We start from the raw sequence: 26,078 nt of genomic DNA on the forward strand, positions 1-26,078 counted from the left end.
AGCGCCTAGACTTGCATAGCAATATATAGAGAGAGGATGTCAAGCTATGGACCAATTTATTAAAACAGAAGAACAATTTGAGCTAATTGCTAAGATAAACGATTTAAAACCAGTTTTTAGACATAGAGAGCCGGAGCTCGATCAACTCGGCTCCTTCCCTTTTGCCGATTTCCAAGATTTAAAGAATATAGATTATCCTACTTTAACTTTACCAAAGGAGTACGGAGGGCAAGGCTTAGGATTGTATGAATACATACTAGCACAGGAAGCTATTTCTGAGGGAAGTGGTGCTACAGGACTATCCATTGGATGGCATAATGGGATCGTTTTGGAATATGCAGAAAACAACCATTGGGAGCAGGATGCTGCTGACTGGCTTCTAAAGGAAATAGCAAATGGTGCAATCATTAATAGTGCAGCCACTGAAAATAATGCCGGCAGCCCTACACGAGGTGCTCTTCCCCGTACAACAGTTATACGGGATGGCAAGGATTTAGTTATTAATGGTGAGAAAACTTTTACATCTGCTTCCCCTGTACTCGATTATATTATAGTTACATGCACAAACGAAATCGGCATTGTTGAAATGATAGTAGTACCTAAGGATAGTCCTGGTGTTTCTATTCTTGAAACATGGGATATGCTTTCCATGAGAGGAACTGCAAGTCATACCCTCATTTTAGAAAATGTTAGAGTTTCCGGAAATCATATCCTGAAAGCCTTACCTGCTACCAAGACAGAAGCAAAGGGATGGATGCTTCATATTCCAGCCTGCTACTTAGGGATCGCTGCTGCAGCAAGGAAATACGCAGTTGACTTTGCAGCTTCTTATATCCCCACCTCTTTAGGAAAGCCAATCGCGGAGACTCCAAATATTAAGCATATCATAGGCGAAATGGAACTAGAGTTATCCATTGCAAGACATATGCTCTATGGTACGGTGGAACGATATGAGCAAGCAGAAGATAAGACGACCCTTCAAGAGTCACTGGATATTACTAAAATAGCCGTTACGAATGGAGCTATTAAAATAGTCGATTTGGCTATGAAAATAGTTGGCTCTAGAGCCCTATCTCAATCTAATCCGATGCATCGCTACTACCTAAATGTAAGAGCAGGATTATACAACCCTCCGATGGAAGATATGATAAAGTCAAAATTAGCAAGTGCTGCTATTGATGCAGCTAAAAAAGACGAAAATTAAAACGAAGCGAATGGAAAGCAGTCCATTCGCTTCGTTTTAATTTTGTTTAAGAATTTATAAACTTCGAAACCTGTGGATAAATTGATGGCTAGCTCCATCGTCTTGCCCCTCGGGGTCAAATGGTTAAAAGCTCCGGTTGCTGAAGAGCTGCCTCCTCGCTTTTCTCCATTTGCCTGTCGGGGCAGAGACAGGCGATTGTGCTTTTCTTGATTGGCTAGCTCCAGCGCCTTGCCCCTCGGGGTCAAATGGTTAAAAGCTCCGGTGGCTGAGGAACTTCCTCCTCGCTTTTCTCCATTTGCCTGTCGGGGCAGACATAGGCGATTGCGCTTTTCTTGTTACGTCCCAAGGGTTAAAAGGAGGTAAGAGGCTGCGTATAAAAAAGTTACAAGGTATGTAATGATATACATCATTACTTCAAACCTGTTAAGTTTTCTGTCCCTCTTCGTCTTTTTAAGCAGACGAATATATGCATATCCACATAGCCACAGCAATAGGATCGTTACCTCGTTTACACTTTCTATTAAGTTAACCAACAGATTTTCTCCTTACCAATCATATTTAATTCATGTTTATAATTACCGTTTTTGTAGAAAACCAAGAACAATAGCTTTTTAATACTGAAGTAGAATTGGCTTACAATCTTACCGGAATTTTTCCATGGGGGGTAAACGATAAAACATTAATACAAATCTAAAGAAACTCACTAACCGAAACAATTTCAAATAGTCCACTTTCTTTTAAAAATTGAGCTACCAAATGGACATGAGCTGCTCCTATTATCAAAAGTACCCGATCATTCGAAGAGGAGATTTCAGCGAGGTTTGCAAACAAAATAAGATTCCGTTGGTACCACCATCTCATCCAATCAATCCCCACATAGTCGCTCCCCCGACCTATACGAGCAATATGCATATACATTTCATGTTGCTTTTTTATGTATTTCTCTTCGTTTAGGCTTCTAATTAGCTCATCTATCCTTTTTTCACCTAGTGGGAGTATGAGCTTAGAACGATAAGTATCTATTAATTGAAAAACCTCTGTTTGTTCTTTTTCTACCCAATTCAGAACTTCTCCGATTGATCGATTTCCAACGTTCTCTATCCAATCTATCGCATATACCTCTTCGTGTTTTAACTCCGCTGCCGCTCGAAAACCAAACTGATGTATTTCATCTATTGCTAGCTCTAGTTCATTATTTAAATATTGATGATACTCTTCGTTTAATAAGTGATTTTTTTCTTTTTCAACTTCTAATGCAATTTTGTTAGGATGGAATTCTTTTATAGCATCTACAACTTTTCTTATCTCCTCTTGCCTTTTAGTAGATCGTAAGTTATCCGTGTCTACACTGTATAAATCAGAAGTATTTCCCATATGAAATGTCCCTAATACCATGATTTTGGTCATTTTTAATTATCATCCTCTCCCAATAGGTTAAAATTAATTTCATTAACACCTCGCCGAGTTAACATAATTTTCTATTATTTTCCCATATAAAGGAATAAAGGTAAGAAGACGAAAAATAAAAAACAGAGCAAATTCTATGCGAATTGCTCTGCTATTCTAGATGATTTTATCTTCATTTTGAACGATTTAACATGATACTTAGAGCTTAATATTATTCGGTTCGTGTCATGTTTTTGGCGTAAAAAATTTCATCCATTTCTGTTTTAAGCTTTTTGGTGATAGAGATTTTCTCTTCATTGGATAGCTCGTCTTCCTTGTAACCAAAGAGGTAGTTATTCAAATCAAATTGTTTCAGCTTACATTTGGTATGAAAAATATTTTCCTGATAAACATTCACATCAATCATATGGTAATATTCCTGCAAGGCATTCGGAATATAATTTTGAATGGAATTAATATCGTGGTCAATGAATAATTTATGACCCTTCACGTCTCTCGTGAATCCCCTCACTCGGTAATCCATGACCATTACATCGGTTTCGAAGGAATGTATTAGATAGTTTAGAGCTTTTAAGGGCGATATTTCTCCGCAAGTCGAAATGTCTATGTCTGCTCGAAACGTACTAATCCCTTCATCTGGATGATATTCAGGATACGTATGAACGGTAATATGACTTTTGTCTAGATGACCAAGAACGACCTCTGGTATAGGCCCAGGGGATTGCTTAAATGATTCTATCGGTGTTTGATCCACGGGTCCTTCTGACACTAAAATGGTCACACTTGCACCCTGGGGCTCGTAGTCCTGTTGCGCTATGTTTAAAATATTCGCTTCTATAATTTCGGACACTTTTGTTAATATATTGGTTAGACGCTCAGCGTTATATTGCTCATCAATGTATTCAATATATTTTTCCCTTTCTTCCTTCGTCCTTGTATAACAAATATCATACATATTAAAGCTTAGTGTTTTCGTCAGATTATTAAAACCATGTAACTCGATTCTTTGTTTTGGTGTCAAACTCATAGACATAACCCCACTTCCAATAATTGAAAATCATACTTTTATAGATATGTGTATCAACAAAATACAATGTCTCTTCAATTTTGTCTTCCCTAATATTTGAATAAATAAAACTAAAATCAATAAAAAACTCCTGAATATTAAAACAGGAGTTTATATGTGTCAATTTCAAGATTCCTGTTTTTATAGAAAAACACGAACAATTAAAAGAGAACAATAAAATTTATATGATTTTTAATAATAAAGTAGAATTGACTTTCGCTCATATCGCGGACGCTTTCCGTGGCGTGAGTGATAAGCCATCACCCATCGCTTTCGCACGTGGTTGTAACGTTTTTATCTGTCTCACTCATCCCTGCTTACGTCGCCGCCCTCCGCTGCAATCAATATATATAATGTTCACTTTTAATCTTTAAAATGCTTTTTATGAAATTGACTCATATATAATTTTTCTATTTACTCCCAGTTATAAGGAGTAGCCTGATAAACATAGTAATTCAACCAATTAGAAAATAATAAATGTGTATGTGCCCTCCATGTATTTAATGGCTTATTAGAGGGATTATTATTTGGGAAATAGTATTTGGGCATCTCAATATCTATTCCTTTAGTTATGTCTCTATGATATTCCTCTGCTAATGTGTGCGCATCATACTCTAAATGACCAGTGACCATCACCATTTTATTGTCGTTCGATTTTACAAGAAACACACCTGCTTCCTCCGAAGTGGATAAAATAGTTAGTCGCTCATGCTTTTCTATTTCTTCTTCAGATACAGAAGTGTAACGAGATACGGGAGCATTAAACTCTTCATTAAATCCTCTTATTAAATTCTCCACTTGGTCAGTTAATATATGCCGATACACTCCCGAGCATTTACGAGAAAGTGTGAATTTATCTATACCAAAATGATAATACAGTGCAGCCTGCGCGCCCCAACAAATATGTAAGGTGGAGGTAACATTTGATTTAGACCATTCCATTATTTCCTTCATTTCATTCCAGTAATCGACCTCCTCAAATAGCAACTGTTCTACTGGAGCACCAGTGATAATCATCCCATCAAACTTTTTTTCTCTTATTTGATCAAATGTCGTGTAGAAAGTATCCAAATGGGTTTTGCTGGCATTCTTGGATTCATGCGTCGCTGTATTCATAAAGGTTATATTCACTTGTATTGGGGTATTCCCCAGAAGCCTTAATAGCTGAAGCTCCGTTTTTTCCTTCTCAGGCATTAGATTAAAAATAATAATGTTAAGTGGACGGATGTCCTGCTTGTAAGCACGCTCTTGATCCATGAGAAAAATTTTCTCTTCTTTTAACAGCTTAGCTGCAGGTAATTGTTTCGGAATATTGATAGGCAATGACTTTCCCCTCCCAATGAAATGTGCAAGAGCACCTGTGATTTCGCCTCAAACTAAGTAGGAAATCGAACAGGAGCAAGGCAATTATTAAAATAAATACCTCTCTTTCCATGTAAGAAAAGAGAGGCAGGAATTTGCTAACTAGCTCTTATCTTCCAAGATCGTCTTGTTAGGAATTAGCACCTTTCTGTACAACAGAGGTTGCCGAAGTATCACAGGGCCTAATCCCTCCACTTCTCTTGATAAGAATATTAAATTATTTAAATTATTCGTTAATAAGTTATATTAGCACGCTCTATTACTTATATCAACCCATTTTGAAAAGTATTCGGGTCATTCTGCTAAATCTAGCCATTTCTCCAATAATTGCTCCAATTGCTCCTCTACCCGAAGTTTTTCCAAGCTTAATGCCTCATAATTTTCCCAATCATTCTCTATGCTAATTTGTTTAGTTAGCTCACCTATAACATTTTCGAGCTCACTTATTCGCTTTTCCAAAGGAATTTCCTTTTGTTGTTTGGCAGGTATTGCTTCTTTTAATGGCTGATTGATTATTTCTTTCCTAGTATTTTCTTTCGAGCAAAACTCATTCCATTTTTCCCTTGCCCATTCGTAAGGGCCTTCAAATGTGGTAAGCTCGCCATGCTCTAGCCAAGCAGTCCTTGGAAATAGTTTATTTAGAAAATATCTATCGTGAGATACAGCAATAATAGTCCCTGTAAAATCATCTAGCGCTTCCTCTAATACTTCTCGTGAATCAATATCAAGATGATTCGTTGGCTCATCTAATATGAGACAATTTATGTCTTGATGCATTAGCTGAGCAAGACGGAGTCGCATTCTTTCTCCTCCGCTTAAATCAGCAATTCTTTTAAAAACATCCGCCCCATAGAACATAAACTTCGCTAAAATGTGTCGAGCCTCTCCTTCTGCCACATTTACTTCTGCTCTAAAAATATCTATTAAGCGAGCTTTTGGATCTGTTATTTCGAAATGTTGAGAAAGATATCCATGGCGCACATTACTACCAAATCGAGCTTCACCCGAATCTATTAACTCTACTCCTCTAAGAATATTCAAAATGGTAGTTTTACCCGTTCCATTCCTACCAACGATTGCAAGACGGTCCTTCCAATATACATGAAGCTCTGCACTGTTTAATAACATTTTTTCACCAAAGCTTTTGAAAGCCTCTTCCATTATGACAACTTCTTTTCCGCTTCGGGGTGCCGCGTCAAAAGATAGACTCATTTTCTTAGGATCTATTAGAGGTTTACGAACCTTTTCCATCCGCTCTAATGCCCGTTCCATATTCCTCGCCTGACGGTGTAAACTCGCATTTGGAGGAACTGCTTGGTTAGCCCAAATCCTTAACCTCTTTATTGCTTCTCTCATTTTCTTTATCTTTTTTTGTTGCTCCTCATACTGTTGAAATTCACGAGTAAGTTTTTCTTCCTTTTCGATTAAAAAAGAAGAATAATTACCATGATATTTCGTAAGCATACCATCCTCAAGATCTGCAACTTTTGTAACTACCTTATCTAAAAAATATCGGTCATGTGAAATAATAACAACTGTACCTGTATAACTAACTAAATACTCCTCTAACCACTCTATTGCAAACAAATCCAAATGATTAGTCGGCTCATCCAACAGTAAAAGGTCTGGCTTGGTTAATAGTAGCTGTCCAAGCATTATTTTCGTTTGCTCTCCACCACTTAAACTTGAAAATGGCTGTTCTACAAAACCACCTAGTTGTAGCCCTTCAACTACTTTATCAATTTCGGAATCAATCGTATATCCGCCCTGTAACGTGAATTTTTCTTGTATGTCTCCATACTGCTTTAGAAGTTTTTCCATTACCTCAGCATTTACCTCTGCTAGTTCTTTTTCAAGTATACTCATCTTTTTCTGTAGTAGCATAGTATCCTCGAAAGCATCGTATAACAGGTCTTTTCCTTTAACGCTTTCTGAAAAAGTAGGAATTTGGGCTAAATAACCTATTTTCGCTCCCTTTTTAAAAGTGATAATTCCATGATCAGGTTTTTCAATACCCGCTATTAGCTTAAATAGCGTTGTTTTCCCACTCCCATTTCGTCCAACTATTCCTAATTTGTCCCCCATTTTAATATCTAAAGACAGATCCTCAAATATAAGATTACCACCAAGCATTTTACTTATTTCCTGTATTTTGCATATCATTATGTTTCGCTTCCTCTCCAAATTATTGCTGGAAGCATTTTTCTGCATACAAAAAGACTGCTCGAATAAGCGAGCAGTCTTCTAATGTGGTTCAGAAAGAATGGCTTATCAGCTGTGAATTTCATGTAATTGTCTAAAAAAGGACAGACTGGTCCCGTTAGTAGCAAATCCATGAGTAATCGCACATGATGTGGATAAAAACTCCAATATAAATCCATGTGCATTCACAGTGTTTTTCATTCTTCCTTCACCTCCGTCCATTAATGTAAGATTATTTTAACATATTCCATTATTTAGTACAATGTGAATTTTTATTTATTCGTAACCTTCTAATCCCTCTAAGCCAGGATCATTTAACTCATTCGTATTTGGCATTCCTGCATCGTTTTCTTTATTTACTTCTGCATTTCCTGACTCAGGCCCATAATTTTGCCTATTATTATCAATGATTTCAGGCGGTGGAAGTTCATTGGATGTGCGGTCTTCACCGCAGGCACTCAAGGGCAACAAAGTAAAAATCAATATAGCTATAATTTTTTTCATGTCATACTCCTTTTGATACTGCAACTAAAAATGACAAGCTGCAATTCCTTTTCACATAGAATGGACCAATCCAATCATTTTATCCACAAAAAAACCAGCATTAAAAATGCTGGTCTTTTTGCTAATTATTCTTCAATGTCGAAATGTATCTCATCTTCATCGTTATATTCAGAGCCATTTTCAAACAATACAGTCGTTCTCAATATAAGCGTTGTCATTTCCTCTGCACCATCTGGAAGCCATCTTTCATCTGGCATGATTTCAAAAGGAATCATTTGCATATCCTTTGAAGCTACTGTGCCTACCAGTTCTATAGAATGCTTGGAAACAACTTTGGGAGCTTCTCCATTAATCACTTTAAAGACTTCTAACTTAATATTCTCGATTTGCTCATAGTCATGAACTCCATCAATATAAATCGTACCTGAAAGATTGATCCCATGTTCAATATAAGGATGATCCACCACAGTATCAATCTTTATGGATTTCACTTCAATACTGGAGTTGAATTTTTTGGCCATTATTCTCATTCCACCTTGTTATTTGTGTACTCATAGTGTTTTTCAACAATTGGTTCAAATTTATTGTACCTCTTTTTAAACATTGTGTAAAAATGGGAAACGATAACTTTTAAAATAGCATAGCCAGGTATCCCCAAAATTACTCCAGGAACTCCGAACATCGCACCAGAAGTAATCAATACAAAAATTATTGTAATCGGATGCACATGCAATGATTTGCCCATAATTTGTGGCGATATAAACTTCCCTTCAATTAACTGAACAATTGTCCAGACTACTGCAAGTTTGATAAGCATGAAAGGAGAGGTAACTAAGGCAATAATTGCAGCCGGAGTTATCGCTATAACTGGACCTAAGTATGGAACAACGCTCGTAACCATTGCTATAACACCCAACAATAATGCATAATCCATCCCAATGATGGTGAAACCAATAAAGATCATAATACCTATACACATAGAGACAAGAATTTGACCCTGAATATACGAGCTGATCTGCTTATCGATGCTAGAAAAAACCGACTTTATGTCATCTCTCATGCGGGGTGGAAAAATTTTTAGTACATAAGCAGGAAGCTTTTCCCCATCCTTTAAAAGATAGAATAAGATAAAAGGAACAGTAACGATTGCCAGTATAAAGCTAGTTAATATACCGATAACAGAGGAAATTCCTGTTGCAATTCCTGTAAAGGTTTCCTGGAAAAATGCACCTAGCTCCTTCGGTAAATCATACAGAAGATTAGCAACATCTGTTTCTATTTGCAAATAGTACGTGCTTATAAGAGAGTTCGTTCTCAAGAATGAATCTAAGCGGGTTAAGACTTCTATAAAATAACCTGGAAGCTCTTCTGCCAATTTAAAAAATTGAGCTTTTAAAAATGGAAACACTAAGAAAACTAATAAGGTAATAATACCAACTAAAGCTAAGAAGATGAGTAGTATACCAATCACTCGTTTAACTTTAATTTTTTCTAGCATACGCAATATTGGTCTAAGTAAATAATAGATGATGACTGCTAATATGATTGGTAGGATGACATTCCCTAGAAAAACGGTTAATGGGACAAATATGAAGGAAATTTCATCATAAATCATGATAATTAAGCCAATCATTAAAAGCAGTATAAGCGTAAATATAGTATTACGACCACCTAAAAATTTTATGTATCTAGTTGAGAAAAAAGAAGGTTTTTCAGGTTCCAATTTTACATAACATCCTTTCCTAACTTAATTTTACGAATGAATAAATTTTATCGCAAATTTAAAAGTCCTATTCCCCTAAAAAATCTTCTATGGCCTTTCTATTCTGATCCTCGTCAATCACTAAAACATCTCCTGCGTGACTATAGTTCTTATCGTAATAGCTTCCTGGTACAGGGACAGTCATTTTATCCATTTCTAGTTTTCCACTAACTATAGCATCCATGACTCGAATAACTTTATCCTTACGTGAATAGTCTGTTTGAATATATCCTTCAGCTGCACCTATAAATTTGGGTACATTAGAAACATTTTGTATGGAGATTACCTCGTCCTTTAATGCTTCCATTACTTTTTGTTGACGGGCAACCCTTCCAAAATCACCTTCTCCGTCGGCTCGGAATCGTGCATAACCAAGTATTTCCTGTCCATTGAGCTGTTGTTCACCTTTTGTAAGTGAAACTCCAATTTTTTCAGACATATCCTTCTCTACATCCATTGTAATTCCTTCAGGAGCGAGAATATCTACCAATGATTCAAAGCTTCTAAAATCTATTAATGCATAATGATGGATAGGTATATCAAACATATTCTGAAGAGTTGCCTGCAATAATGGCACTCCGTCTAAATAATAGGCTGTATTAAGCTTATAAGACTTGTAGTTAGGTATATCCGCATAAATATCTCGCATAAATGAAATGACTTTAACGTCATTTTTTTCTTTATCCCAAGAAATGACCATCATTGTATCTGTTCGGGATCTCTCTTTCCCTCCCGCTCCGGAATCTGCTCCAAGGACTAGAATATTTTCTCGTTCACCTTTTGACCAAGCATCCCCTTCAAAGTCAATATCCTGTTTTACTTTTGTTTCATTAGCTAAATTATAGCCTTCCCGATATTGTAAAAATGAGTAAATACCAATTGTTAACCCAGCTAGTAACAGAACAGTAAGGAATACTCTTCCTTTCCGTAGTTTTTTTTTCGGTTTATATCGTCTTTCTGTATTTCTTTCTTCAGTCATATTAAATCTCCCCTTGAGCTCTTCATAGATGCTGTTTTGATGGTGCACGTATTTAGTTTCCCATATTTATATCATACTCTTATAATAACGTATTTACAGTGCGTTGGTTTCAGAATTTTGTACAACTTGAAAAGTAATGGTAAAATCATTTTACTATAATAGGAGGGATATAAAAATGATAGAAAGAGCTACGTTCGCAGGAGGCTGTTTTTGGTGCATGGTAAAACCGTTTGATACTTGGGAAGGCATACATAAGGTAACATCAGGATATATGGGTGGTCATATCGAAAATCCCACATATGAACAAGTGAAAAAAGGTAACTCAGGTCATTTAGAGGTGGTAGAAATCCAGTATGACTCCTCTATCTTCGATTATGAGAAACTACTAGAAATATATTGGCAACAAATAGATCCAACGGATGCTGGTGGTCAATTCCAGGATCGAGGCGAAAGCTATACGACAGCAATATTCGTATATAATGAAGAACAACGCATGCTCGCAGAAAAGTCTAAAGAGCAGCTAGCGGCTAGCGGTAAATTTTCCAAACCGATTGTTACGGTAATTCGAGATGCTGAAACGTTTTACGAAGCAGAGGACTATCACCAAGACTTCTATAAAAAAAGTCCTGATCATTATAAAGAAGATCTTGCTCAATCAGGACGCGTGGAGTTTATCGAAGAACATTGGGAGAAATAATTTAAACTTAACGTCAGATTTTCAAGGTAAGATGCTACAACTATGGGTGTATGGACTGCTGTCGTTCATACACTCGTAGGCATGTTCATTGCTTTCCAATGATTGGCCATCAACTATTTTATCTTCATGATTATTAAAACCTTTTCCAACTACGGTTTCTTTATCAAATCACAGAACCCATGGGTGAAGTTGGTATTAAAACTTGTTCAGATTCTGAAAGACTATTGAATGCTACCAGCTCAATTTCAAGTGAAGAACATCCGAATAAAGTGATCATTAATAAAGATAATAGATGTAACTAAAAGTATTACTGTATCCACCACGCCATACTTCTATCTTAAAACCATCAATATCTACCATAATCTCTCTCCATTAAATACACGCTGGATGGTTTCAACATTTTTAGGAATTTCCTTTAAAATATCCCACCATTAGGGTTAATATAAGCCCAACAAATCAACGTTTGATAGCTTTTGTTTGAACACCGTGCTATAATAAGAGCATTGTGAATTTTAGGAGGTATAGCATGATTGCAGTAAGTAATGTAAGTCTTCGATTTGGTGATCGTAAATTATTCGAAGATGTAAATATAAAGTTTACACCTGGTAACTGTTATGGGTTAATCGGTGCAAACGGAGCTGGTAAATCTACATTTATCAAAATCTTGTCGGGGGAAATTGAGCCACAAGAAGGTAATGTGATTATGAATCCAGATGAGCGCTTAGCGATTTTGAAGCAAAATCACTTTGAGTATGAAGAATACAATGTGCTTGAAACAGTGATCATGGGTCATAAACGTTTATATGAAGTAATGAACGAAAAAAATGCAATTTACATGAAGGAAGACTTTTCTGACGAAGATGGTATGCGTGCCGCTGAGTTAGAAGGAGAATTTGCAGACCTTAACGGTTGGGAAGCTGAATCAGAGGCAGCCATCCTTTTACAAGGACTAGGTATTCCTGATAGCATGCACCAAAAGAAACTGTCTGAATTAACTGGGTCAGAAAAAGTAAAAGTACTTTTAGCTCAAGCTTTATTTGGCAAACCAGATGTACTTTTACTAGATGAGCCTACCAACCATTTAGATATCAAAGCAATTCAATGGCTAGAAGATTTCCTGATCAACTTTGAAAATACTGTAATCGTAGTTTCGCATGACCGTCACTTTTTAAACAAAGTATGTACACACATTGCAGACCTAGATTTCAGCAAAATCCAAGTTTATGTAGGAAACTATGACTTCTGGTATGAATCAAGCCAGCTTGCTACTAAAATGGCTCAGGATCAAAATAGTAAAAAAGAAGAAAAAATTAAAGAACTACAAGCCTTCATTGCTCGCTTTAGTGCGAATGCATCTAAATCAAAGCAAGCAACATCTCGTAAAAAAATGTTAGATAAGATTGAACTAGATGATATTAGACCTTCTTCTCGTAAATATCCATATGTGAACTTCTCTATGAAGCGTGAAATTGGTAATGACGTATTACAGGTTCAAGATTTAGGTTATTCGCTAGAGAACGAAAAACTATTCTCAGGTATGAACTTCACTATGAACAAAGACGATAAAATTATCTTGTTAGGTGATGAGCTTGCTAAATCTGCTTTACTTCGTATGCTTGCAGAAGAGGAAGAGCCACAAGAAGGCTCTATTCGTTGGGGTGTAACTACATCTCGTGCGTACTTCCCATTAGACAATGCAAAATACTTTAACGGTACAGAAACTTCACTAGTTGATTGGTTACGCCAATATTCACCTGATGATGAAAGTGAAACATTCCTTCGTGGTTTCCTAGGACGTATGCTTTTCTCTGGGGAAGAAGTGAAGAAGAAACCTTCTGTCCTTTCTGGTGGAGAAAAAGTTCGTTGTATGCTTTCTAAAATGATGCTTTCCGAAAGTAATGTTTTATTGCTAGATGAGCCTACTAACCATTTAGACTTGGAATCCATCCAAGCATTGAATAATGGATTAATTGCGTTCAAAGGCGCTATGATATTCACTTCTCATGACCATCAGTTCATCCAAACGATTGCAAATCGTGTAATCGAAATCCGCAAGGACGGCTCTATTCTAGATAAACAGCTGACATACGATGAATTCTTAGAATGGAAAGAATCTCAAAAATTATAATACGTAAAAAGGGTATTCGTAAATATTTACGATACCCTTTTTTTTATATCCCATGGTACTTTTTTCGTATAAAAAAGGGTGTTAGACGTATAGTCTTACACCTTCTTAGATGTTTTTATAAAACGTCCTAGCAATGAACGTGCTGGTAATTTCCCAAGCAAGCTATCACTTGTTTCCGATACCTTTTTCATTGTATCTAACAGCTTATGTTCTCCAGCCCAATGCTCTTCTACGATTTCAGGGGAAAACTTATTTAAAAGCATATTGACAATAAATGCTGCAACAATAATATCATCCATGTATCCACCTGGTCCTATTAAGCCCTCGGGTAATATATCAATTGGAGTAATAAAGTATAGGATACCGCTACCAATAAGTGTTTTACTTTTTGCGTCAATGCGATCATCTAGCATAGATTTTATAAGTAAATGGAAAAAATCTGGAGCAAAAAGAAGGTATGGAGTAAACTTACCTAACTTGTTTGATTTGGAATCTACATATTTCGTTATTTTAGCACGTAGTTTTGTGTAAAAGTCTTGTTGCTCCTCATAGGAAGGTAATTCCTTTTTTAACTCTAAATTCATACAAAGCTCCCCTTTCTTGTTCTCACTATACCAAAAATTTTGGAAAAAGAAACTTAAATAGCACTCATTCGAGTATATTAATGAGCACTTCAAAGAGTTAGTTTTATAATTAGCCCTTTACTATAAAAAAAATCATAGTAGTAAACTGGTGAAATCTATTTATAAATATAGCTATTATTGTAAATACATTTTATCTAGTTTCAAGTATTCATTTAAAGCCTGCTGTAATGTGCCATAAGTTCTTGTATCTTTATCAAATAGCATGCCTAATCGAATCATTTGTCGAACAACCTCAGGTCTTAAACCAGTAATTACTGTTTGGCATCCCATCATTGATGTACCATAAATTGTCTTTAACAGATGTTCTATTACTTCTGTCTCCATTTCTGCTATACCTGATAAATCTATTATTAAAGTTTGGATTCTGAGTTTACTAATTTCAGTTAATACTTTTTCTTCTAGAATTGAAGTTCTATATGTATCTACTGATCCAATTAAAGGTAAAATACAAATGGAAGGTGTGATCGGTATTATTGGTACAGATAAAGTTTCAACTACTTTTTTCTGAGAGGATATCAAAGCATCTTTATAAGTTGAATAATTAATAAAAAATTCGTTTAAGAAGTTGTCAATTCTATTATTTAGCTGCTTTTCAATTTTAAAGAAGTCCTCTAGGTCCATCATTTGATCGGAATCATTCAATTCCTTTATAAACCTCCACATGGTTCGACGGATAGCTTGCACCCATTCTAATTTAAAAGAAAGCGTTAAAGAATGAGTTGCCCACGCAATTCCTTCTTGTTTAGCAAATAGATCTAACTCCTCATCATTACCCTCGATAATGTTTTTAATAAGATGATGTGCATTGTTGATAAGGTCAATATCACCAACTCTTAAAATATCATTAATCTTATCTTTAACATTTACTGCCTCTGATAAAAGATTATCTTCGACTTTCCCCTTGTTACCTTCGAAATATTCTTTAATTCCTCCGTCTAATAATAGTTTTTCCAAGTGACATCCCCCTATAATTTAAATAAAATTAAACACTCGATTCTTATACCCAAATCCTTTGAATATTAAACACTATGTAGATAGTGTTTTCTTTAGAGTTTAATATATTTTTAGGAAAAAAAATAGCCCATCATAATGATGGGCTTCCTACTTATAGTTTTGTTACATTTGCAGCTTGTGGCCCGCGATTTCCTTCTACAACTTCAAATTCTACACTTTGGCCTTCTTCAAGTGATTTGAAGCCATCACCTTGAATAGCAGAGAAGTGTACGAATACATCATTTTCTCCTTCAATTTCGATGAATCCAAATCCTTTTTCTGCATTAAACCATTTTACAGTACCTTGTTTCATGTTATTACCTCCAAAAATAAAATTAACAATATGTAAACTAAAAAATTCACATATTCCATGAAGTACCGACATCACATCATCGATCACTACATGGGATATGTGAATTGCTCAACCGGTTTATACTTTATTGTTACTATAAATTATAGCAGTTGGATAAATTTAGTCAACAAATAATTACATTATTCTAAATCGTTTACTTGATATTAAATATGATTCCATGGAAAATTTGTAAGTCATCTTCACACGACTCACAATAACATTGTTCCTTTACTGACCAAAATGCCCAATACTTATCGTTTCTCATCTCTTCTTTTGGGAACTTCCTTCTTAATTCGGTTAGTTTTTTTTCTAAAAATAAGCGAGCTTGGTCCTCTTGATCAAATTCCGCTTTTTCCATTATAAACTCTTCCCAGCCCTCAAAAGCCCACCACGGCTCATAGTCTGCTTTCATATAAATAACCTCATACATATTGTAATCGCCTCTAATACTTTTTATTAATACATATTTTACTGCTCACAAAGAAAATGTCTACTCTTTTGACTTTTGAAACTGAATAAATTGAAAAAATTTGCTATTTACGTTAAGTTATAAATAACATCAAAGTAAATAAAAGAGAAATTAAACGGTAATATGCTCCCATTAATTTCGACATATATGAAACCTTCTTTTCTCTCGTTCGTATAATGTAGTGTATATATAAGGAGGTCTTGACTATGACACAAGTAATACAAACCGTCATTCGTCATATTATTAATGTTCCTGTCATGATTACATCATGGCTAATTTTCTTCTTCCCAGTTGAATTAGGTTTTTTTGTAAGCTCAGCGTTAGCAGTAGTTACCTACCTAACTTCTAATTTTGCTATCAAAAAAATTCAACAGAGATCTATTATGAAGAAATATGATTTAACTTCATCAGAGTATTTTCATATTCGAAAGCAGATTAAGGAAGCAACAGCAAAAGTTCGTACACTTAATAACCATTATTTAAAAGTACGATCAGTGAGCTCTTTTAAACAGCTTTTCGAATTAAATAGATTAGCAAAACGAATTATTGCCTTAGTTAAAGCAAACCCAAAGAAATTTTACCAAGCTGAAAACTTCTTCTACGCTCATTTAGATTCGGCAGTAGAGCTAACATCTAAGTATACATTCTTAGTTTCTCAGCCATCAAAGAACAAAGAGATGAAAATTGCTTTGCAGGATACTCGTGAAACACTAGAATCCATTAACTCTGTCATGGAAGATGACTTAAAAAATGTTCTTGCTAGTGATATGGAGCATTTAAGAATGGAACTTGATTTTGCTAAACTATCCGTATCTAAAAACGAAAAACCTTTATATCTAAAAGGAGAGACAACAAATGAGCGAAAATATCTCGAATAAAACAGACGATCTTTTAATGGACGAACTACTTAATAATCCATTTTCTCTAAATGAAACAAAGCCTCAAACATTAACTAAACAAGCAAATGAGGCGCTACCAACTAAATTAATTGATCGCTTATCGGAAGAAGAGAAACAAAAAGCTAAGCAGCTAGCAGATCAAATACCTGCTGGTAATTATGAAGCGATCTTAACATATGGAGCCAATGCTCAAACAGAGCTTACCCGCTTTTCACATCAAATGCTGGACCATGTGCAAAAGAAAGATATCGGACCAGTTGGAGATATATTAGGCGACTTAATGAAAAAACTATCAGAGCTAAATCCTGAAGAGCTTTCAAACGAAAAGAAAAGTGGTATTAAAAAGCTTTTTAATCGTGTAAACAGATCTGTTCAAGAAATGATGACAAAATATCAAAAGCTTAGTACACAAATCGACCGTATCGGCATTCAATTGGAGCATTCAAAACGTGGTCTAGTAGAGGATGTTCAAATGTTAGATAAGCTATATGATCAAAACAAAACATATTTTCAAGCATTAAACGTTTATATTGCAGCTGCTGAACTAAAAAAAGATGAAATACTCAACGTTACGATACCAGAACTAAAAAGAAAAGCTGAAATGTCAAACGACCAAATGGCTTACCAGGAAGTTAATGATATGGCCCAATTTGTAGATCGACTTGAAAAACGAGTTTATGACCTACAGCTTTCACGTCAGATTACCATCCAAAGTGCGCCACAAATACGTATGATTCAACAAACAAACCAAACGTTAGCTGAAAAAATACAATCTTCTATCATGACATCCATTCCATTATGGAAAAACCAAATTGCGATTGCCTTAACGTTAAATCGTCAACAAAAAGCAGTAGCAGCTCAAAGACAAGTTACAAAAACAACTAACGACCTACTATTGAAAAACTCGGAAATGCTTAAAGTGAATAGTATTGAAACAGCTAAAGAAAATGAGCGAGGTATCGTTGAAATCGATACATTGAAGAAAACACAGGAAAACCTTCTGCAAACAATCGAGGAAACAATGCGTATTCAAGCAGATGGAAGAGTTAAGCGAAAAGCTGCTGAAATTGAAATTGGTCGAATGGAAGAAGAACTAAAACAACGTCTCCTTCTTATTGCTGACCAATCTAAAAACAGATCCGTTCAACCATAAATTGCATATCAATAAAATAAAGACTGGAGTCTAACTCAGAATCTTGAGTTTGACTCCAGTCTTATTATTTGGCTATGTTAAAGGATAATGTTTATATTTTTAAAATGATTTGGTGTTCCCTACTTCTTTAAACAAAGGAACTTTTAAATGGCTATTAAGAACATAAATAGATTGTGAAAATGGGGTTGGTGACAGTTTTTTTAACTTAGTTTATCCGAGTAAATTTATTAGCGCTTTATCGATGCTAAATCTGTTCCCATTTATTGATTGGAGCCCAGACGGCGACTCCTACGAGATGGGTGAGACAGATAAGACACATCACAACTACGCGTAAGCGATGGGTGATGGCTTACCGCTCCCCTGAGGAAAGCGTCCGGCTGGTGCGAAAAGTCAATACTACTCTCTGATCTAAGATTTATTTGCATTATAAATCAACCATAACCTTTAACGTAGCCTCTTTATAAAACAATGTTTGACTATTCTTCTTAGCTTTTTACGACATGCTGAAGCATTTTACGCAGTAAGCGCAACGTTTCATCTGAGAACCTCTCCATAGAGGAAGCTGTCGCTGTTTTCTTACCGAAGATGAGCTGGAACAGGTTAATTTGTTCGTCTGTTGGCTCTTCTTCATTAAGAAATAAATGAAGTATCGAAATCTGCTTTCGCTCGACTTCCAATACTGCCTCAGCAGTATCCATAATACCATTTTGTGCATAGCCAAAAGCTGAGGGCTCTCCGTCTGAGAAGACAAGTAGAAATTTATGTGTCTCTGGTCTAGTTTCTAAACGTTTGCCTATCCAACGGATTGCAAATCCATCTCGGTTATCCTCATGCGCTTCCATGGCCAAAATATTTTGGCCACTATCCTTTTGTCCATCTTCTAATCGATGAATCCATTCAAATGTATTAGGCTGGCTAGTTTCAGTTGCCTCATAGGCATCTTCATAATGAAGTACGATTTCATGAGCAATGTTTAATTCTCTTAGTACATCGTGGAATAATAAAACAGCCTTTTGGGTCTCTGGCATTTTATCCTGCATAGATGCAGACCCATCTACCAGTAAACCAAATACGGCGTTGAGTCTTGTACTTGGAGCATCTTTTTTGTAGAACGGCTTAGGTCTTTCCTCTGTCCATATAGACGTCATTCGAGTAGAAAGTCGACCTTTTGATAAATTGGTCCGCTTATCTACCTTTTTTTGTTCCATACGTTTTTTCATTTCATGGACAAAGGCCTTAACAAAGGGAGCTTGCTCCTGCCGGATTGTCTGCAGTTCTAATTTCGTATGCGGATGGAGCATGCTTTCAATTCTCTTTTCTTCGTATATCACATTTAAATGTTCGTATCCAAAGCTCTTGCCTGCCTTCTTGGTACTTCCCATTTTATCCTCTACTTGATCTGACGAAAGATTTTCCTTCGTATTCCCAGCCGATTGTCCCCTACCCGTTTCCGTAATGTCATGACCCTCTCGGCCTTCTTCAGCGTTGACATTTTGTTCAGCTTTCCCATCTGTTCCGTGTTCCAGCTCATACTGTAGATGGACTCCGCTTTCCTGTTCATTTTCTCTATGCCAGGATCTAAATACTTCTTCGATTGTGTCTTTCCTTTCATCCTCACCTTTAATAAAATCCTTCGTGCCTTGATGATAATGAAAGTCTTTATTCATTAAAGTATTAGGAGAGAGAATCGCATAAAATTGTAAAATTGAATCAGTCGAAATATATTCCCTTAAAAAATTTACAAGCTGATACGCTAAATTAATAGAGTCATTTGTAGATCTGTGATCGTATACTCTTTGAATCATGCTGTTTGTTTGAACAAACGACTCAGGACCTTTTGCATTAATTGTACCTTCATATAAACTAATATAAAGGTAACTAATATAAGCATCTGCTAAAAACCCTTTTTGAAGATTAACAATTAACTGTTGCTTATGAAAGGCAAGATATGTTTCCACTCTTGCAATAAAGATTTTCCTTGTACCAATACGTCTTTTTTGTATATTTTCCATAAGGCGAAATTCCTCAAGACAAAACACTAGTTGATCCATTAATTTAGACAGAGTGTCATCTCTATCTTTTAAGTAGTCTAGCCAAGCGCCTATGCTAAAGCATTTCCAGAACCCTTCGGTTAAGAGATAGATGTCTGAAAGTCTCCCTTTATGCATCACCTCTTCACTTCGATGTCTCCAAAACACACTAATGGATATTGTTTGCTCCTCCGGCTGGAATTCTATTAGCTTTCGTTCATTAATAGTAATTCCCAGGTCTTTGGTCATTGCACGAGCAATTGTCTCGTAATGCATTAGTTGTCTAGCATCAATCGTTTCGTTGTTAAATTGTATAAAGCGATTTACTGAAGACATTATACCGCCTCACTTAACCCAAGAGGAAGCAAGCTCTAAAACGAGTCTCTTCTCTTGCTCATCATCTAGCTTTTCAGCAATTGCATATTCAATTGCTCTTAAAGGATCCATATATTGTGCTAAATCCATTGCATATTGGAGACTCCGAATAGATGCAGCATCCTCTGCTAAAAGACCTTGCTGCACTTGTGCCATTAAATCCTCTGCTAGGTTAAGCATTAGAGTATGAAGATCTTTAGGAGCATTTGGGAATAAATTGTTAAACAGTTTTTCAAGTAATTCTCCGGTAATATAGGGAATAGAAAAAGAAACAAAACGATTTTTTAAAGCTTCATTCATAGGAGTAGTTCCAATATATCCTTCATTTATTGCTGCGATAACAGAAAAATCAGGATGTGCCTTAATAACCTCACCCGTATATGGATTAGTCAACATACGACGGTAATCTAATACACTATGTAAAATTGGCAAGGTTTCAGGCTTAGCCATGTTTATTTCATCTATATAAAGAATATGTCCCTTTTTCATCGCCTCAACTACAGGACCATCTACAAATTCAATCACATTAGTCCCTTCCTTAATGACAATCGTTTTAAAACCAAGCAATGCTTCCGCATCTAGGTCTACAGAACAGTTGATACTTTGTATTGGCTGTGAAAAAAAATGGGACACTGTTTCAGCTAGCTTAGTCTTTCCTGCTCCCGTTGGCCCCTTTAATAAAACAGGTTTTTTTAAGGAAACCGCTATTAGGACATCTTCATATAAATGGTCGATAGGCGAAACATATCCTCCCGTGCCAATCAGATCTATATCTTTCTCACTGTGTAATCGGCTAGTTCTTAGCTCTTTTTCATTTTTTATTAACTCAATCACGCTATTGTCCTCCTTAACAAAAAAAACTGATGAAGGCTCATCAGTTTTTTATTGAAAATATTCCTTGTAGTATCCGCCGACCTTACCGGTATTATCAATGACGAATAAAAATTCTTCTGTTTCATTTTTTACTTCGTATGTCTTTCCAACAGTCAATACATTGCTAACTAAGAATTTTTTAGCGTCTGTATGAATACATGTTACTGTCTTAGTAGTTGGCTTTAAAGCCCAATTAGTATGTATCATTTCAACCACTTCCTTTATCTATAGTATACGATTGAATTCATGAAAATTCAATCATGTTACTGCTGTATTTAGGTGTCACTTGCTCTGGTTTAGGTGACAGTTCTACTTCCTATAGGTGCGTTTCGCACTTGGTTTAGGTGTCCATGGACTACGTTTAGGTGCACATTTACTCTTTAGGTGGCATTCGCTCTCTTTTAGGTGACACTTCTTCACCATTTAGGTGCGCTCCCACTTGGTTAGGTGTCCATGGTCTACGGTTCGGTGTACTTTTACGCTTTAAGTGACATTCGCTCCCTTTTAGGTAACACTTCCTCCCCCTTTATGTGCGATTCACCTTAAATTGCTCCCTATAGGAAACAATCCTAAAGCACACAAAAAAAGCACCGACGAATCTACGTAAACGTAGAACGTTCGGTGCTTTTGATTTTAAGGTTGGTTTTGACCCAGCCTCAAAAATATATTAAGAATTTAACATTAAGTCTTCTGGGCTTTCAAGAAGTTCTTTTACTGTTTTTAAGAATCCAACTGAATCTTTTCCATCGATAACACGGTGATCATAAGAAAGAGCCACATACATCATTGGACGGATTTCAACTTCATTTCCAACAGCGATTGGACGTTTTTGGATTGTGTGCATTCCAAGAATACCAACCTGTGTACCATTTAAAATTGGTGTTGATAATAGTGAACCGAATACTCCACCGTTTGTGATAGTGAAAGAACCACCAGCCATGTCTGAAAGAGCTAACTTGTTATCGCGAGCTTTTTTAGCAAGACCAGCAATATCTCCTTCGATTTCTGCAAAGTTTTTACGGTCTGCATCACGTACGATTGGCACTACAAGTCCGCCTTCTGTAGATACAGCGATACCAATATCATAGAAATTATTTTTTACAATATAATCTCCATCAATTTGAGAATTTACGTAAGGATATTTTTTCAATGCTGCAACGACAGCTTTAGTAAAGAATGACATGAATCCTAAACGTACATCGTTATCATCAAAGAATTTATCTTTTTTACGAGAACGTAATGCCATTACATTCGTCATATCAATTTCATTAAATGTTGTTAACATTGCTGTGCTTTGTCTAACTTCTAACAGACGAGAAGCGATAGTTTGACGACGACGTGACATTTTCTCGCGAGTTGTGCGTCCATCATCTTCTTTTACTGGAGCTGCAGATTTTGAAGCTTCAGCTTTAGGTGCTGCAGGTTTAGAACCGTGAGCAGATACATCTTGAACTCGAACGCGTCCCATTGGATCTACTGGAGAAATCTCGCTTAAATTAATACCTTTTTCACGAGCTAACTTACGAGCAGCTGGGCTAGCAATTGTGCGGTCTTGTTCTTTAGAAGCGTCTTCATTAGCTTTAGCTACCTCTTCAGCTTTATTGCCACTTACTGCAGGTGCTTTTTCTTCTTTCGGTTCTTCCTTAGTTTCAGCTTTAGCTGCTGGTGCGCCTGAACCTGCACCTACGATAGCAATTACTTCGCCTACTTGTACAGTATCGCCTTCAGCAAATAGTAATTCGCTAACAACTCCAGCTTCTTCTGAAATTACCTCTACATTTACTTTATCTGTTTCTAACTCAACGATAAACTCGCCTTTTTCCACTGTATCACCTGGTTGTTTTAACCATTGTGCAATGGTACCTTCTGTAATTGATTCTGCTAATTCGGGAACTATAATTTCTGCCACTTGATTTTCCTCCTCTATTGCTTTTCTTACAAGCTTTTCAATGCTTCTTCAATAATTCTTGCTTGCTCTACTTTATAAGTATCGATATCACCTTCAGCAGGACTTGAGCGATGTACTCGCCCTACGTACTTAATATCTTTTCCTTTTGCAATATCCAGTAAATATGGAAGTGCAAAATTCCATGAGCCCATATTTTCTGTTTCTTCTTGAGCCCAAACAATTTGTTTAAGATTTGGATAACGATCTACAATCGTTTGAATTTTCTCTTCTGGGAATGGATATAGCTGCTCTACGCGAACGATATGCATGAAGTCATATCCTTCTCCATTCTTCACTTTGTCTGCTAAGTCAATTGCTAGTTTACCACTTGCAAAGACTACTTTTTCAACCTTGTCAGGTTGTTGACCTAAGCCAGGCTGTTCAATAATAGTCTCAAACTTACCTTCAGTCAAATCTGCTACCTCTGCACCCACTAAAGGATGACGAAGTAATGATTTAGGAGAAACGATTATTAATGGTCGAATTGCGTCTTCTTTTAGCATTTTAGCTTGTCTTCTAAGGATATGGAAATAGTTTGCTGCACTTGATAGATTCGCAACTGTCCAGTTGTTTTCTGCAGCAAGCTGTAAATAACGCTCTAGACGTGCACTTGAGTGCTCTGAGCCTTGACCTTCTGAACCATGCGGTAATAGCATCACAAGTCCAGATTTCAATCCCCATTTAGATCGAGCCGAACTGATAAAATTGTCAAACATAACTTGCGCCATATTTGCGAAGTCCCCGTATTGGGCTTCCCAAATAGTTAATGAATTAGCATCTTCCAAGTTATAACCGAACTCATAGCCCAACACTGCTGTTTCTGTTAATGGACTGTTGTGAACGGTAAAGGAAGCTTTTGCATCACTAATATAGTGAATTGGTGTAAGTTCTGCACCTGTATTTTCATCATGTAACACTAAGTGTCTATGTGAGAATGTACCACGTTGTGCATCTTGGCCAGTTAAGCGAACAGAGTTCCCTTCCTGAATAATCGTTGCTAGGGCAAGTGTTTCTGCATGACCCCAGTCGATTTTACCTTTCCCTTTAAATGGCTCTTCTCTACGTTTTAAAATTTTCTCTAATTTTTTGAACGCTTTGAAATCAGATGGCCAGCTTAATAATTCTTCATTGATTTTCTTCAGTCTGCCTTCCTCAACTCCAGTAGGTAGCTCAGGCATTCCCTGTAATACAGCATCAGGAATAATTATCTCATGTGCAGTTGTCTGTGGAAGCTCTTTCACGCGATCGTATGCTTCTTGCATTCCACTGAAGATAGTTTCATCCAGTTTTTTCACTTCGGCTTCTTGGATAACGTTTTCATTTACTAACTTTTGTCCGTAAATATTACGTACAGTCGGGTGTTTATGAATAATATGATACATTTGTGGATTAGTCACTAGTGGCTCATCCATTTCATTGTGGCCATATCTACGATAACCAAGTAAGTCAATAACAATGTCCTTACCAAATTTGTTACGGTATTCGTGAGCAAGTTTTGCTACGCCGATAACAGCCTCTGGATCATCTGCATTTACATGAATAACAGGAACTTCGTATCCTTTAGCTGGGTCAGAAGAATAGAAAGTAGAACGTGAATCGTAATGCTCCGTTGTAAATCCGATCATATTATTTGCGATGATATGGATTGAACCTCCAGTTTGGAAGCCTCTTACTCTACTATAGTTTAACACTTCTGTGACAATACCTTGACCAGGGAAAGCCGCATCTCCATGAACTAAAATTGCATAAGCAGCATTTTTATCTTGAACTGGCAAACCTGCTTGATCCGTTGTTTCTTGAGCAGCACGAGTTTGCCCTGTTACTACAGGACTTACTACTTCTAAGTGAGAAGGGTTATATGCTAATTTAATCGTTAATCCAGATGGAGAATGGTAAGCAGCACCTTTATGGTATTTTACATCACCATACCATCCCTCAGAAAGCTCTAAAGAGCCGTCTTTTGGTTGAAAAGCTTCAGAAGGTACGTGTGCAAACTCTGCGAACATCATTTCATAAGGCTTGTTTAAAACGTGTGTTAGTACATTTAAACGTCCACGGTGGGCCATACCAATGTTTACTTGTTTTGTTTTAGTGATATTAGATTGTCTAACAAGCTCGTCTATTAAAACCACTAAAGAATCTAAACCTTCAATAGAGAAGCGTTTTGCTCCCACAAACGTACGGTGAATAAATTTCTCAAAACCTTCAATTTGAGTTAAACGTTTCAATAATTCCTTTTTTGTATCAGCAGATAAGTTTTCTAATACAACACCTTTTTCAATCTTGCCCTGTAACCATTTTCTCTCTTCTACATTCACAATATGAGAAATCTCAAAAGCTATTTTATTCGTATAAACAGATTTTAAGTACTCAATTGCCTCTAAACCGTTGGTAACTGTGTTTGGTGCATCAGCTAATAAAAAAGCTACAGGAACTTCTTTTAAATCAGCAGGAGTTAGACCGTAAGTCTTAAAATTGATTCGAGAATCATTTTTCTCTCTGTCATTTAAAGGATAGATATCTGCAGATAAGTGCCCGTGAGCTCGTATAGCATCAGCCAACTCGATTGCACGAATCACTTTATCGAAGTTGTTGGATTCCACAGTTGGTAAAGCAGCTCCTGTACCATTTGTAGTTGTATCCAGAACTGGTGCCCCATACTCTTCAAATAAGCTAACTAGTTCTTGATCCACTTCTTCTGGTGATTGAAGGTATAAATCATACTGCTCCATCACATAACCAAGATTGGGTCCTGAGAAAATGGACCAAGGTGTTTGATTGTTCGACATTTAAAAAAACCTCCAACATATTGTGCCACAATAGGCATTAATGAATTTGCATAAAAATAAGTGCAAAAGCCTGAAAATGAAAGATGTACATTTTTATTCTTTAAATCTTCACATTAATAGTTTACCACTCTTTTCATGAGACTTAAAGAATTCAAGAATCCAAGTATAAGAACAATTTTTCCATATCCATCTTACTACTCTCACTAAAAAATACAATCCTTTTTGGTAAATTAAATTAATCT

23 protein-coding genes and 1 riboswitch are annotated in these 26,078 nt (G+C 36.3%); of the genes, 5 read left to right on the forward strand and 18 right to left on the reverse strand.

The window, feature by feature from the left end; genetic code table 11:
* Positions 1-46 precede the first annotated feature (46 nt).
* A complete protein-coding gene (locus MKX96_RS10765; RefSeq protein WP_340883617.1) occupies positions 47-1,204 on the forward strand; it encodes an acyl-CoA dehydrogenase family protein in 1,158 nt (385 codons plus the stop codon).
* Between the two features lie 690 nt (positions 1,205-1,894).
* On the opposite strand, the gene MKX96_RS10770 is transcribed toward MKX96_RS10765, so the two are convergent.
* From MKX96_RS10770 to MKX96_RS10805, 9 genes are all read right to left on the reverse strand, one after another.
* Entirely contained in the window at positions 1,895-2,611 is a 717-nt protein-coding gene (locus tag MKX96_RS10770; RefSeq protein WP_298467855.1) for a DUF5694 domain-containing protein, read from the reverse strand.
* Between the two features lie 211 nt (positions 2,612-2,822).
* Positions 2,823-3,638, reverse strand: a complete 816-nt coding sequence (gene speD / locus MKX96_RS10775) for an adenosylmethionine decarboxylase (protein WP_169361418.1) — start codon at positions 3,636-3,638, stop codon at positions 2,823-2,825.
* 453 nt (positions 3,639-4,091) lie between these two features.
* Positions 4,092-5,000 (reverse strand): homoserine O-acetyltransferase MetA, encoded by a 909-nt coding sequence (gene metA, locus MKX96_RS10780; RefSeq protein ID WP_340883619.1) that lies wholly within the window; start codon positions 4,998-5,000, stop codon positions 4,092-4,094.
* A gap of 145 nt (positions 5,001-5,145) precedes the next feature.
* Positions 5,146-5,249: riboswitch (SAM riboswitch) on the reverse strand.
* An 84-nt stretch (positions 5,250-5,333) separates the two neighbouring features.
* Positions 5,334-7,202, reverse strand: coding sequence for a ribosomal protection-like ABC-F family protein (abc-f, locus tag MKX96_RS10785; protein WP_445678188.1), 1,869 nt, complete (start codon positions 7,200-7,202; stop codon positions 5,334-5,336).
* A 108-nt stretch (positions 7,203-7,310) separates the two neighbouring features.
* The gene (locus tag MKX96_RS19590) at positions 7,311-7,463 is read right to left on the reverse strand and encodes an RAxF-45 family protein (protein ID WP_445678189.1); all 153 of its coding nucleotides are present in this window, start codon (positions 7,461-7,463) and stop codon (positions 7,311-7,313) included.
* Between the two features lie 54 nt (positions 7,464-7,517).
* Positions 7,518-7,745: a hypothetical protein gene (locus MKX96_RS10790; RefSeq protein ID WP_169361415.1), complete on the reverse strand. Its 228-nt coding sequence runs from the start codon at positions 7,743-7,745 to the stop codon at positions 7,518-7,520.
* 125 nt (positions 7,746-7,870) lie between these two features.
* Positions 7,871-8,266: a sporulation protein gene (locus MKX96_RS10795; RefSeq protein WP_169361414.1), complete on the reverse strand. Its 396-nt coding sequence runs from the start codon at positions 8,264-8,266 to the stop codon at positions 7,871-7,873.
* Between the two features lie 5 nt (positions 8,267-8,271).
* Positions 8,272-9,468, reverse strand: a complete 1,197-nt coding sequence (locus MKX96_RS10800; protein WP_340883620.1) for an AI-2E family transporter — start codon at positions 9,466-9,468, stop codon at positions 8,272-8,274.
* A 67-nt stretch (positions 9,469-9,535) separates the two neighbouring features.
* Entirely contained in the window at positions 9,536-10,486 is a 951-nt protein-coding gene (locus MKX96_RS10805) for an LCP family protein (protein ID WP_340883621.1), read from the reverse strand.
* A 175-nt stretch (positions 10,487-10,661) separates the two neighbouring features.
* Here MKX96_RS10805 and msrA point away from each other — a divergent pair, with 175 nt between their 5' ends.
* Positions 10,662-11,183, forward strand: coding sequence for a peptide-methionine (S)-S-oxide reductase MsrA (gene msrA, locus MKX96_RS10810; RefSeq protein WP_251553184.1), 522 nt, complete (start codon positions 10,662-10,664; stop codon positions 11,181-11,183).
* A 526-nt stretch (positions 11,184-11,709) separates the two neighbouring features.
* A complete protein-coding gene (locus MKX96_RS10815; protein ID WP_169361410.1) occupies positions 11,710-13,311 on the forward strand; it encodes an ABC-F family ATP-binding cassette domain-containing protein in 1,602 nt (533 codons plus the stop codon).
* 95 nt (positions 13,312-13,406) lie between these two features.
* On the opposite strand, the gene MKX96_RS10820 is transcribed toward MKX96_RS10815, so the two are convergent.
* The 4 genes from MKX96_RS10820 to MKX96_RS10835 form a co-directional block, all read right to left on the reverse strand.
* Positions 13,407-13,895, reverse strand: a complete 489-nt coding sequence (locus MKX96_RS10820; protein ID WP_169361409.1) for a YkvA family protein — start codon at positions 13,893-13,895, stop codon at positions 13,407-13,409.
* A gap of 174 nt (positions 13,896-14,069) precedes the next feature.
* Positions 14,070-14,909, reverse strand: coding sequence for an STAS domain-containing protein (locus MKX96_RS10825; protein ID WP_285841636.1), 840 nt, complete (start codon positions 14,907-14,909; stop codon positions 14,070-14,072).
* 151 nt (positions 14,910-15,060) lie between these two features.
* Entirely contained in the window at positions 15,061-15,261 is a 201-nt protein-coding gene (locus tag MKX96_RS10830; RefSeq protein WP_169360097.1) for a cold-shock protein, read from the reverse strand.
* A 193-nt stretch (positions 15,262-15,454) separates the two neighbouring features.
* Positions 15,455-15,730, reverse strand: a complete 276-nt coding sequence (locus MKX96_RS10835; protein ID WP_340883622.1) for a DUF1033 family protein — start codon at positions 15,728-15,730, stop codon at positions 15,455-15,457.
* Between the two features lie 245 nt (positions 15,731-15,975).
* Here MKX96_RS10835 and MKX96_RS10840 point away from each other — a divergent pair, with 245 nt between their 5' ends.
* On the forward strand, positions 15,976-16,647 hold the full coding sequence (locus tag MKX96_RS10840; RefSeq protein ID WP_251553186.1) for a 5-bromo-4-chloroindolyl phosphate hydrolysis family protein: 672 nt from the start codon (positions 15,976-15,978) through the stop codon (positions 16,645-16,647).
* Positions 16,625-17,821 carry a toxic anion resistance protein gene (locus tag MKX96_RS10845; protein ID WP_169360100.1) on the forward strand — a complete coding sequence of 399 codons (1,197 nt, stop codon included), beginning with the start codon at positions 16,625-16,627 and terminating at the stop codon, positions 17,819-17,821. Before MKX96_RS10840 ends, MKX96_RS10845 begins: the two co-directional genes overlap by 23 nt.
* Positions 17,822-18,306: 485 nt before the next feature.
* On the opposite strand, the gene MKX96_RS10850 is transcribed toward MKX96_RS10845, so the two are convergent.
* The 5 genes from MKX96_RS10850 to MKX96_RS10870 all read right to left on the reverse strand — a co-directional run bounded on the left by MKX96_RS10850 (position 18,307) and on the right by MKX96_RS10870 (position 25,836).
* The gene (locus tag MKX96_RS10850) at positions 18,307-20,187 is read right to left on the reverse strand and encodes a vWA domain-containing protein (protein WP_340883625.1); all 1,881 of its coding nucleotides are present in this window, start codon (positions 20,185-20,187) and stop codon (positions 18,307-18,309) included.
* Between the two features lie 9 nt (positions 20,188-20,196).
* Positions 20,197-21,060, reverse strand: a complete 864-nt coding sequence (locus MKX96_RS10855) for an AAA family ATPase (RefSeq protein ID WP_445678190.1) — start codon at positions 21,058-21,060, stop codon at positions 20,197-20,199.
* Positions 21,061-21,108: 48 nt separating this feature from the next.
* Positions 21,109-21,306, reverse strand: a complete 198-nt coding sequence (locus tag MKX96_RS10860; protein ID WP_169360102.1) for a DUF6501 family protein — start codon at positions 21,304-21,306, stop codon at positions 21,109-21,111.
* A 460-nt stretch (positions 21,307-21,766) separates the two neighbouring features.
* Positions 21,767-23,008 (reverse strand): 2-oxoglutarate dehydrogenase complex dihydrolipoyllysine-residue succinyltransferase, encoded by a 1,242-nt coding sequence (gene odhB / locus MKX96_RS10865; protein ID WP_169360103.1) that lies wholly within the window; start codon positions 23,006-23,008, stop codon positions 21,767-21,769.
* Between the two features lie 26 nt (positions 23,009-23,034).
* Positions 23,035-25,836: a 2-oxoglutarate dehydrogenase E1 component gene (locus MKX96_RS10870; RefSeq protein WP_169360104.1), complete on the reverse strand. Its 2,802-nt coding sequence runs from the start codon at positions 25,834-25,836 to the stop codon at positions 23,035-23,037.
* Positions 25,837-26,078: the final 242 nt, after the last annotated feature.

Source organism: Psychrobacillus sp. FSL W7-1493 (assembly GCF_038004905.1).
Classification (GTDB): Bacteria; Bacillota; Bacilli; order Bacillales_A; family Planococcaceae; genus Psychrobacillus.

What these genes read in the sequence shown, in the direction of transcription:
- MKX96_RS10795 (WP_169361414.1), bottom strand. Translation starts at nt 8,266, where the DNA reads ATGGCCAAAAAATTCAACTCCAGTATTGAAGTGAAATCCATAAAGATT.
- MKX96_RS19590 (WP_445678189.1), bottom strand. Translation starts at nt 7,463, where the DNA reads ATGGACGGAGGTGAAGGAAGAATGAAAAACACTGTGAATGCACATGGA.
- MKX96_RS10840 (WP_251553186.1), top strand. Translation starts at nt 15,976, where the DNA reads ATGACACAAGTAATACAAACCGTCATTCGTCATATTATTAATGTTCCT.
- MKX96_RS10770 (WP_298467855.1), bottom strand. Translation starts at nt 2,611, where the DNA reads ATGACCAAAATCATGGTATTAGGGACATTTCATATGGGAAATACTTCT.
- MKX96_RS10860 (WP_169360102.1), bottom strand. Translation starts at nt 21,306, where the DNA reads ATGATACATACTAATTGGGCTTTAAAGCCAACTACTAAGACAGTAACA.
- MKX96_RS10815 (WP_169361410.1), top strand. Translation starts at nt 11,710, where the DNA reads ATGATTGCAGTAAGTAATGTAAGTCTTCGATTTGGTGATCGTAAATTA.
- abc-f (WP_445678188.1), bottom strand. Translation starts at nt 7,202, where the DNA reads ATGATATGCAAAATACAGGAAATAAGTAAAATGCTTGGTGGTAATCTT.
- speD (WP_169361418.1), bottom strand. Translation starts at nt 3,638, where the DNA reads ATGAGTTTGACACCAAAACAAAGAATCGAGTTACATGGTTTTAATAAT.
- MKX96_RS10845 (WP_169360100.1), top strand. Translation starts at nt 16,625, where the DNA reads ATGAGCGAAAATATCTCGAATAAAACAGACGATCTTTTAATGGACGAA.
- MKX96_RS10765 (WP_340883617.1), top strand. Translation starts at nt 47, where the DNA reads ATGGACCAATTTATTAAAACAGAAGAACAATTTGAGCTAATTGCTAAG.
- MKX96_RS10870 (WP_169360104.1), bottom strand. Translation starts at nt 25,836, where the DNA reads ATGTCGAACAATCAAACACCTTGGTCCATTTTCTCAGGACCCAATCTT.
- msrA (WP_251553184.1), top strand. Translation starts at nt 10,662, where the DNA reads ATGATAGAAAGAGCTACGTTCGCAGGAGGCTGTTTTTGGTGCATGGTA.
- MKX96_RS10805 (WP_340883621.1), bottom strand. Translation starts at nt 10,486, where the DNA reads ATGACTGAAGAAAGAAATACAGAAAGACGATATAAACCGAAAAAAAAA.
- MKX96_RS10790 (WP_169361415.1), bottom strand. Translation starts at nt 7,745, where the DNA reads ATGAAAAAAATTATAGCTATATTGATTTTTACTTTGTTGCCCTTGAGT.
- MKX96_RS10830 (WP_169360097.1), bottom strand. Translation starts at nt 15,261, where the DNA reads ATGAAACAAGGTACTGTAAAATGGTTTAATGCAGAAAAAGGATTTGGA.
- MKX96_RS10850 (WP_340883625.1), bottom strand. Translation starts at nt 20,187, where the DNA reads ATGTCTTCAGTAAATCGCTTTATACAATTTAACAACGAAACGATTGAT.
- MKX96_RS10835 (WP_340883622.1), bottom strand. Translation starts at nt 15,730, where the DNA reads ATGTATGAGGTTATTTATATGAAAGCAGACTATGAGCCGTGGTGGGCT.
- MKX96_RS10820 (WP_169361409.1), bottom strand. Translation starts at nt 13,895, where the DNA reads ATGAATTTAGAGTTAAAAAAGGAATTACCTTCCTATGAGGAGCAACAA.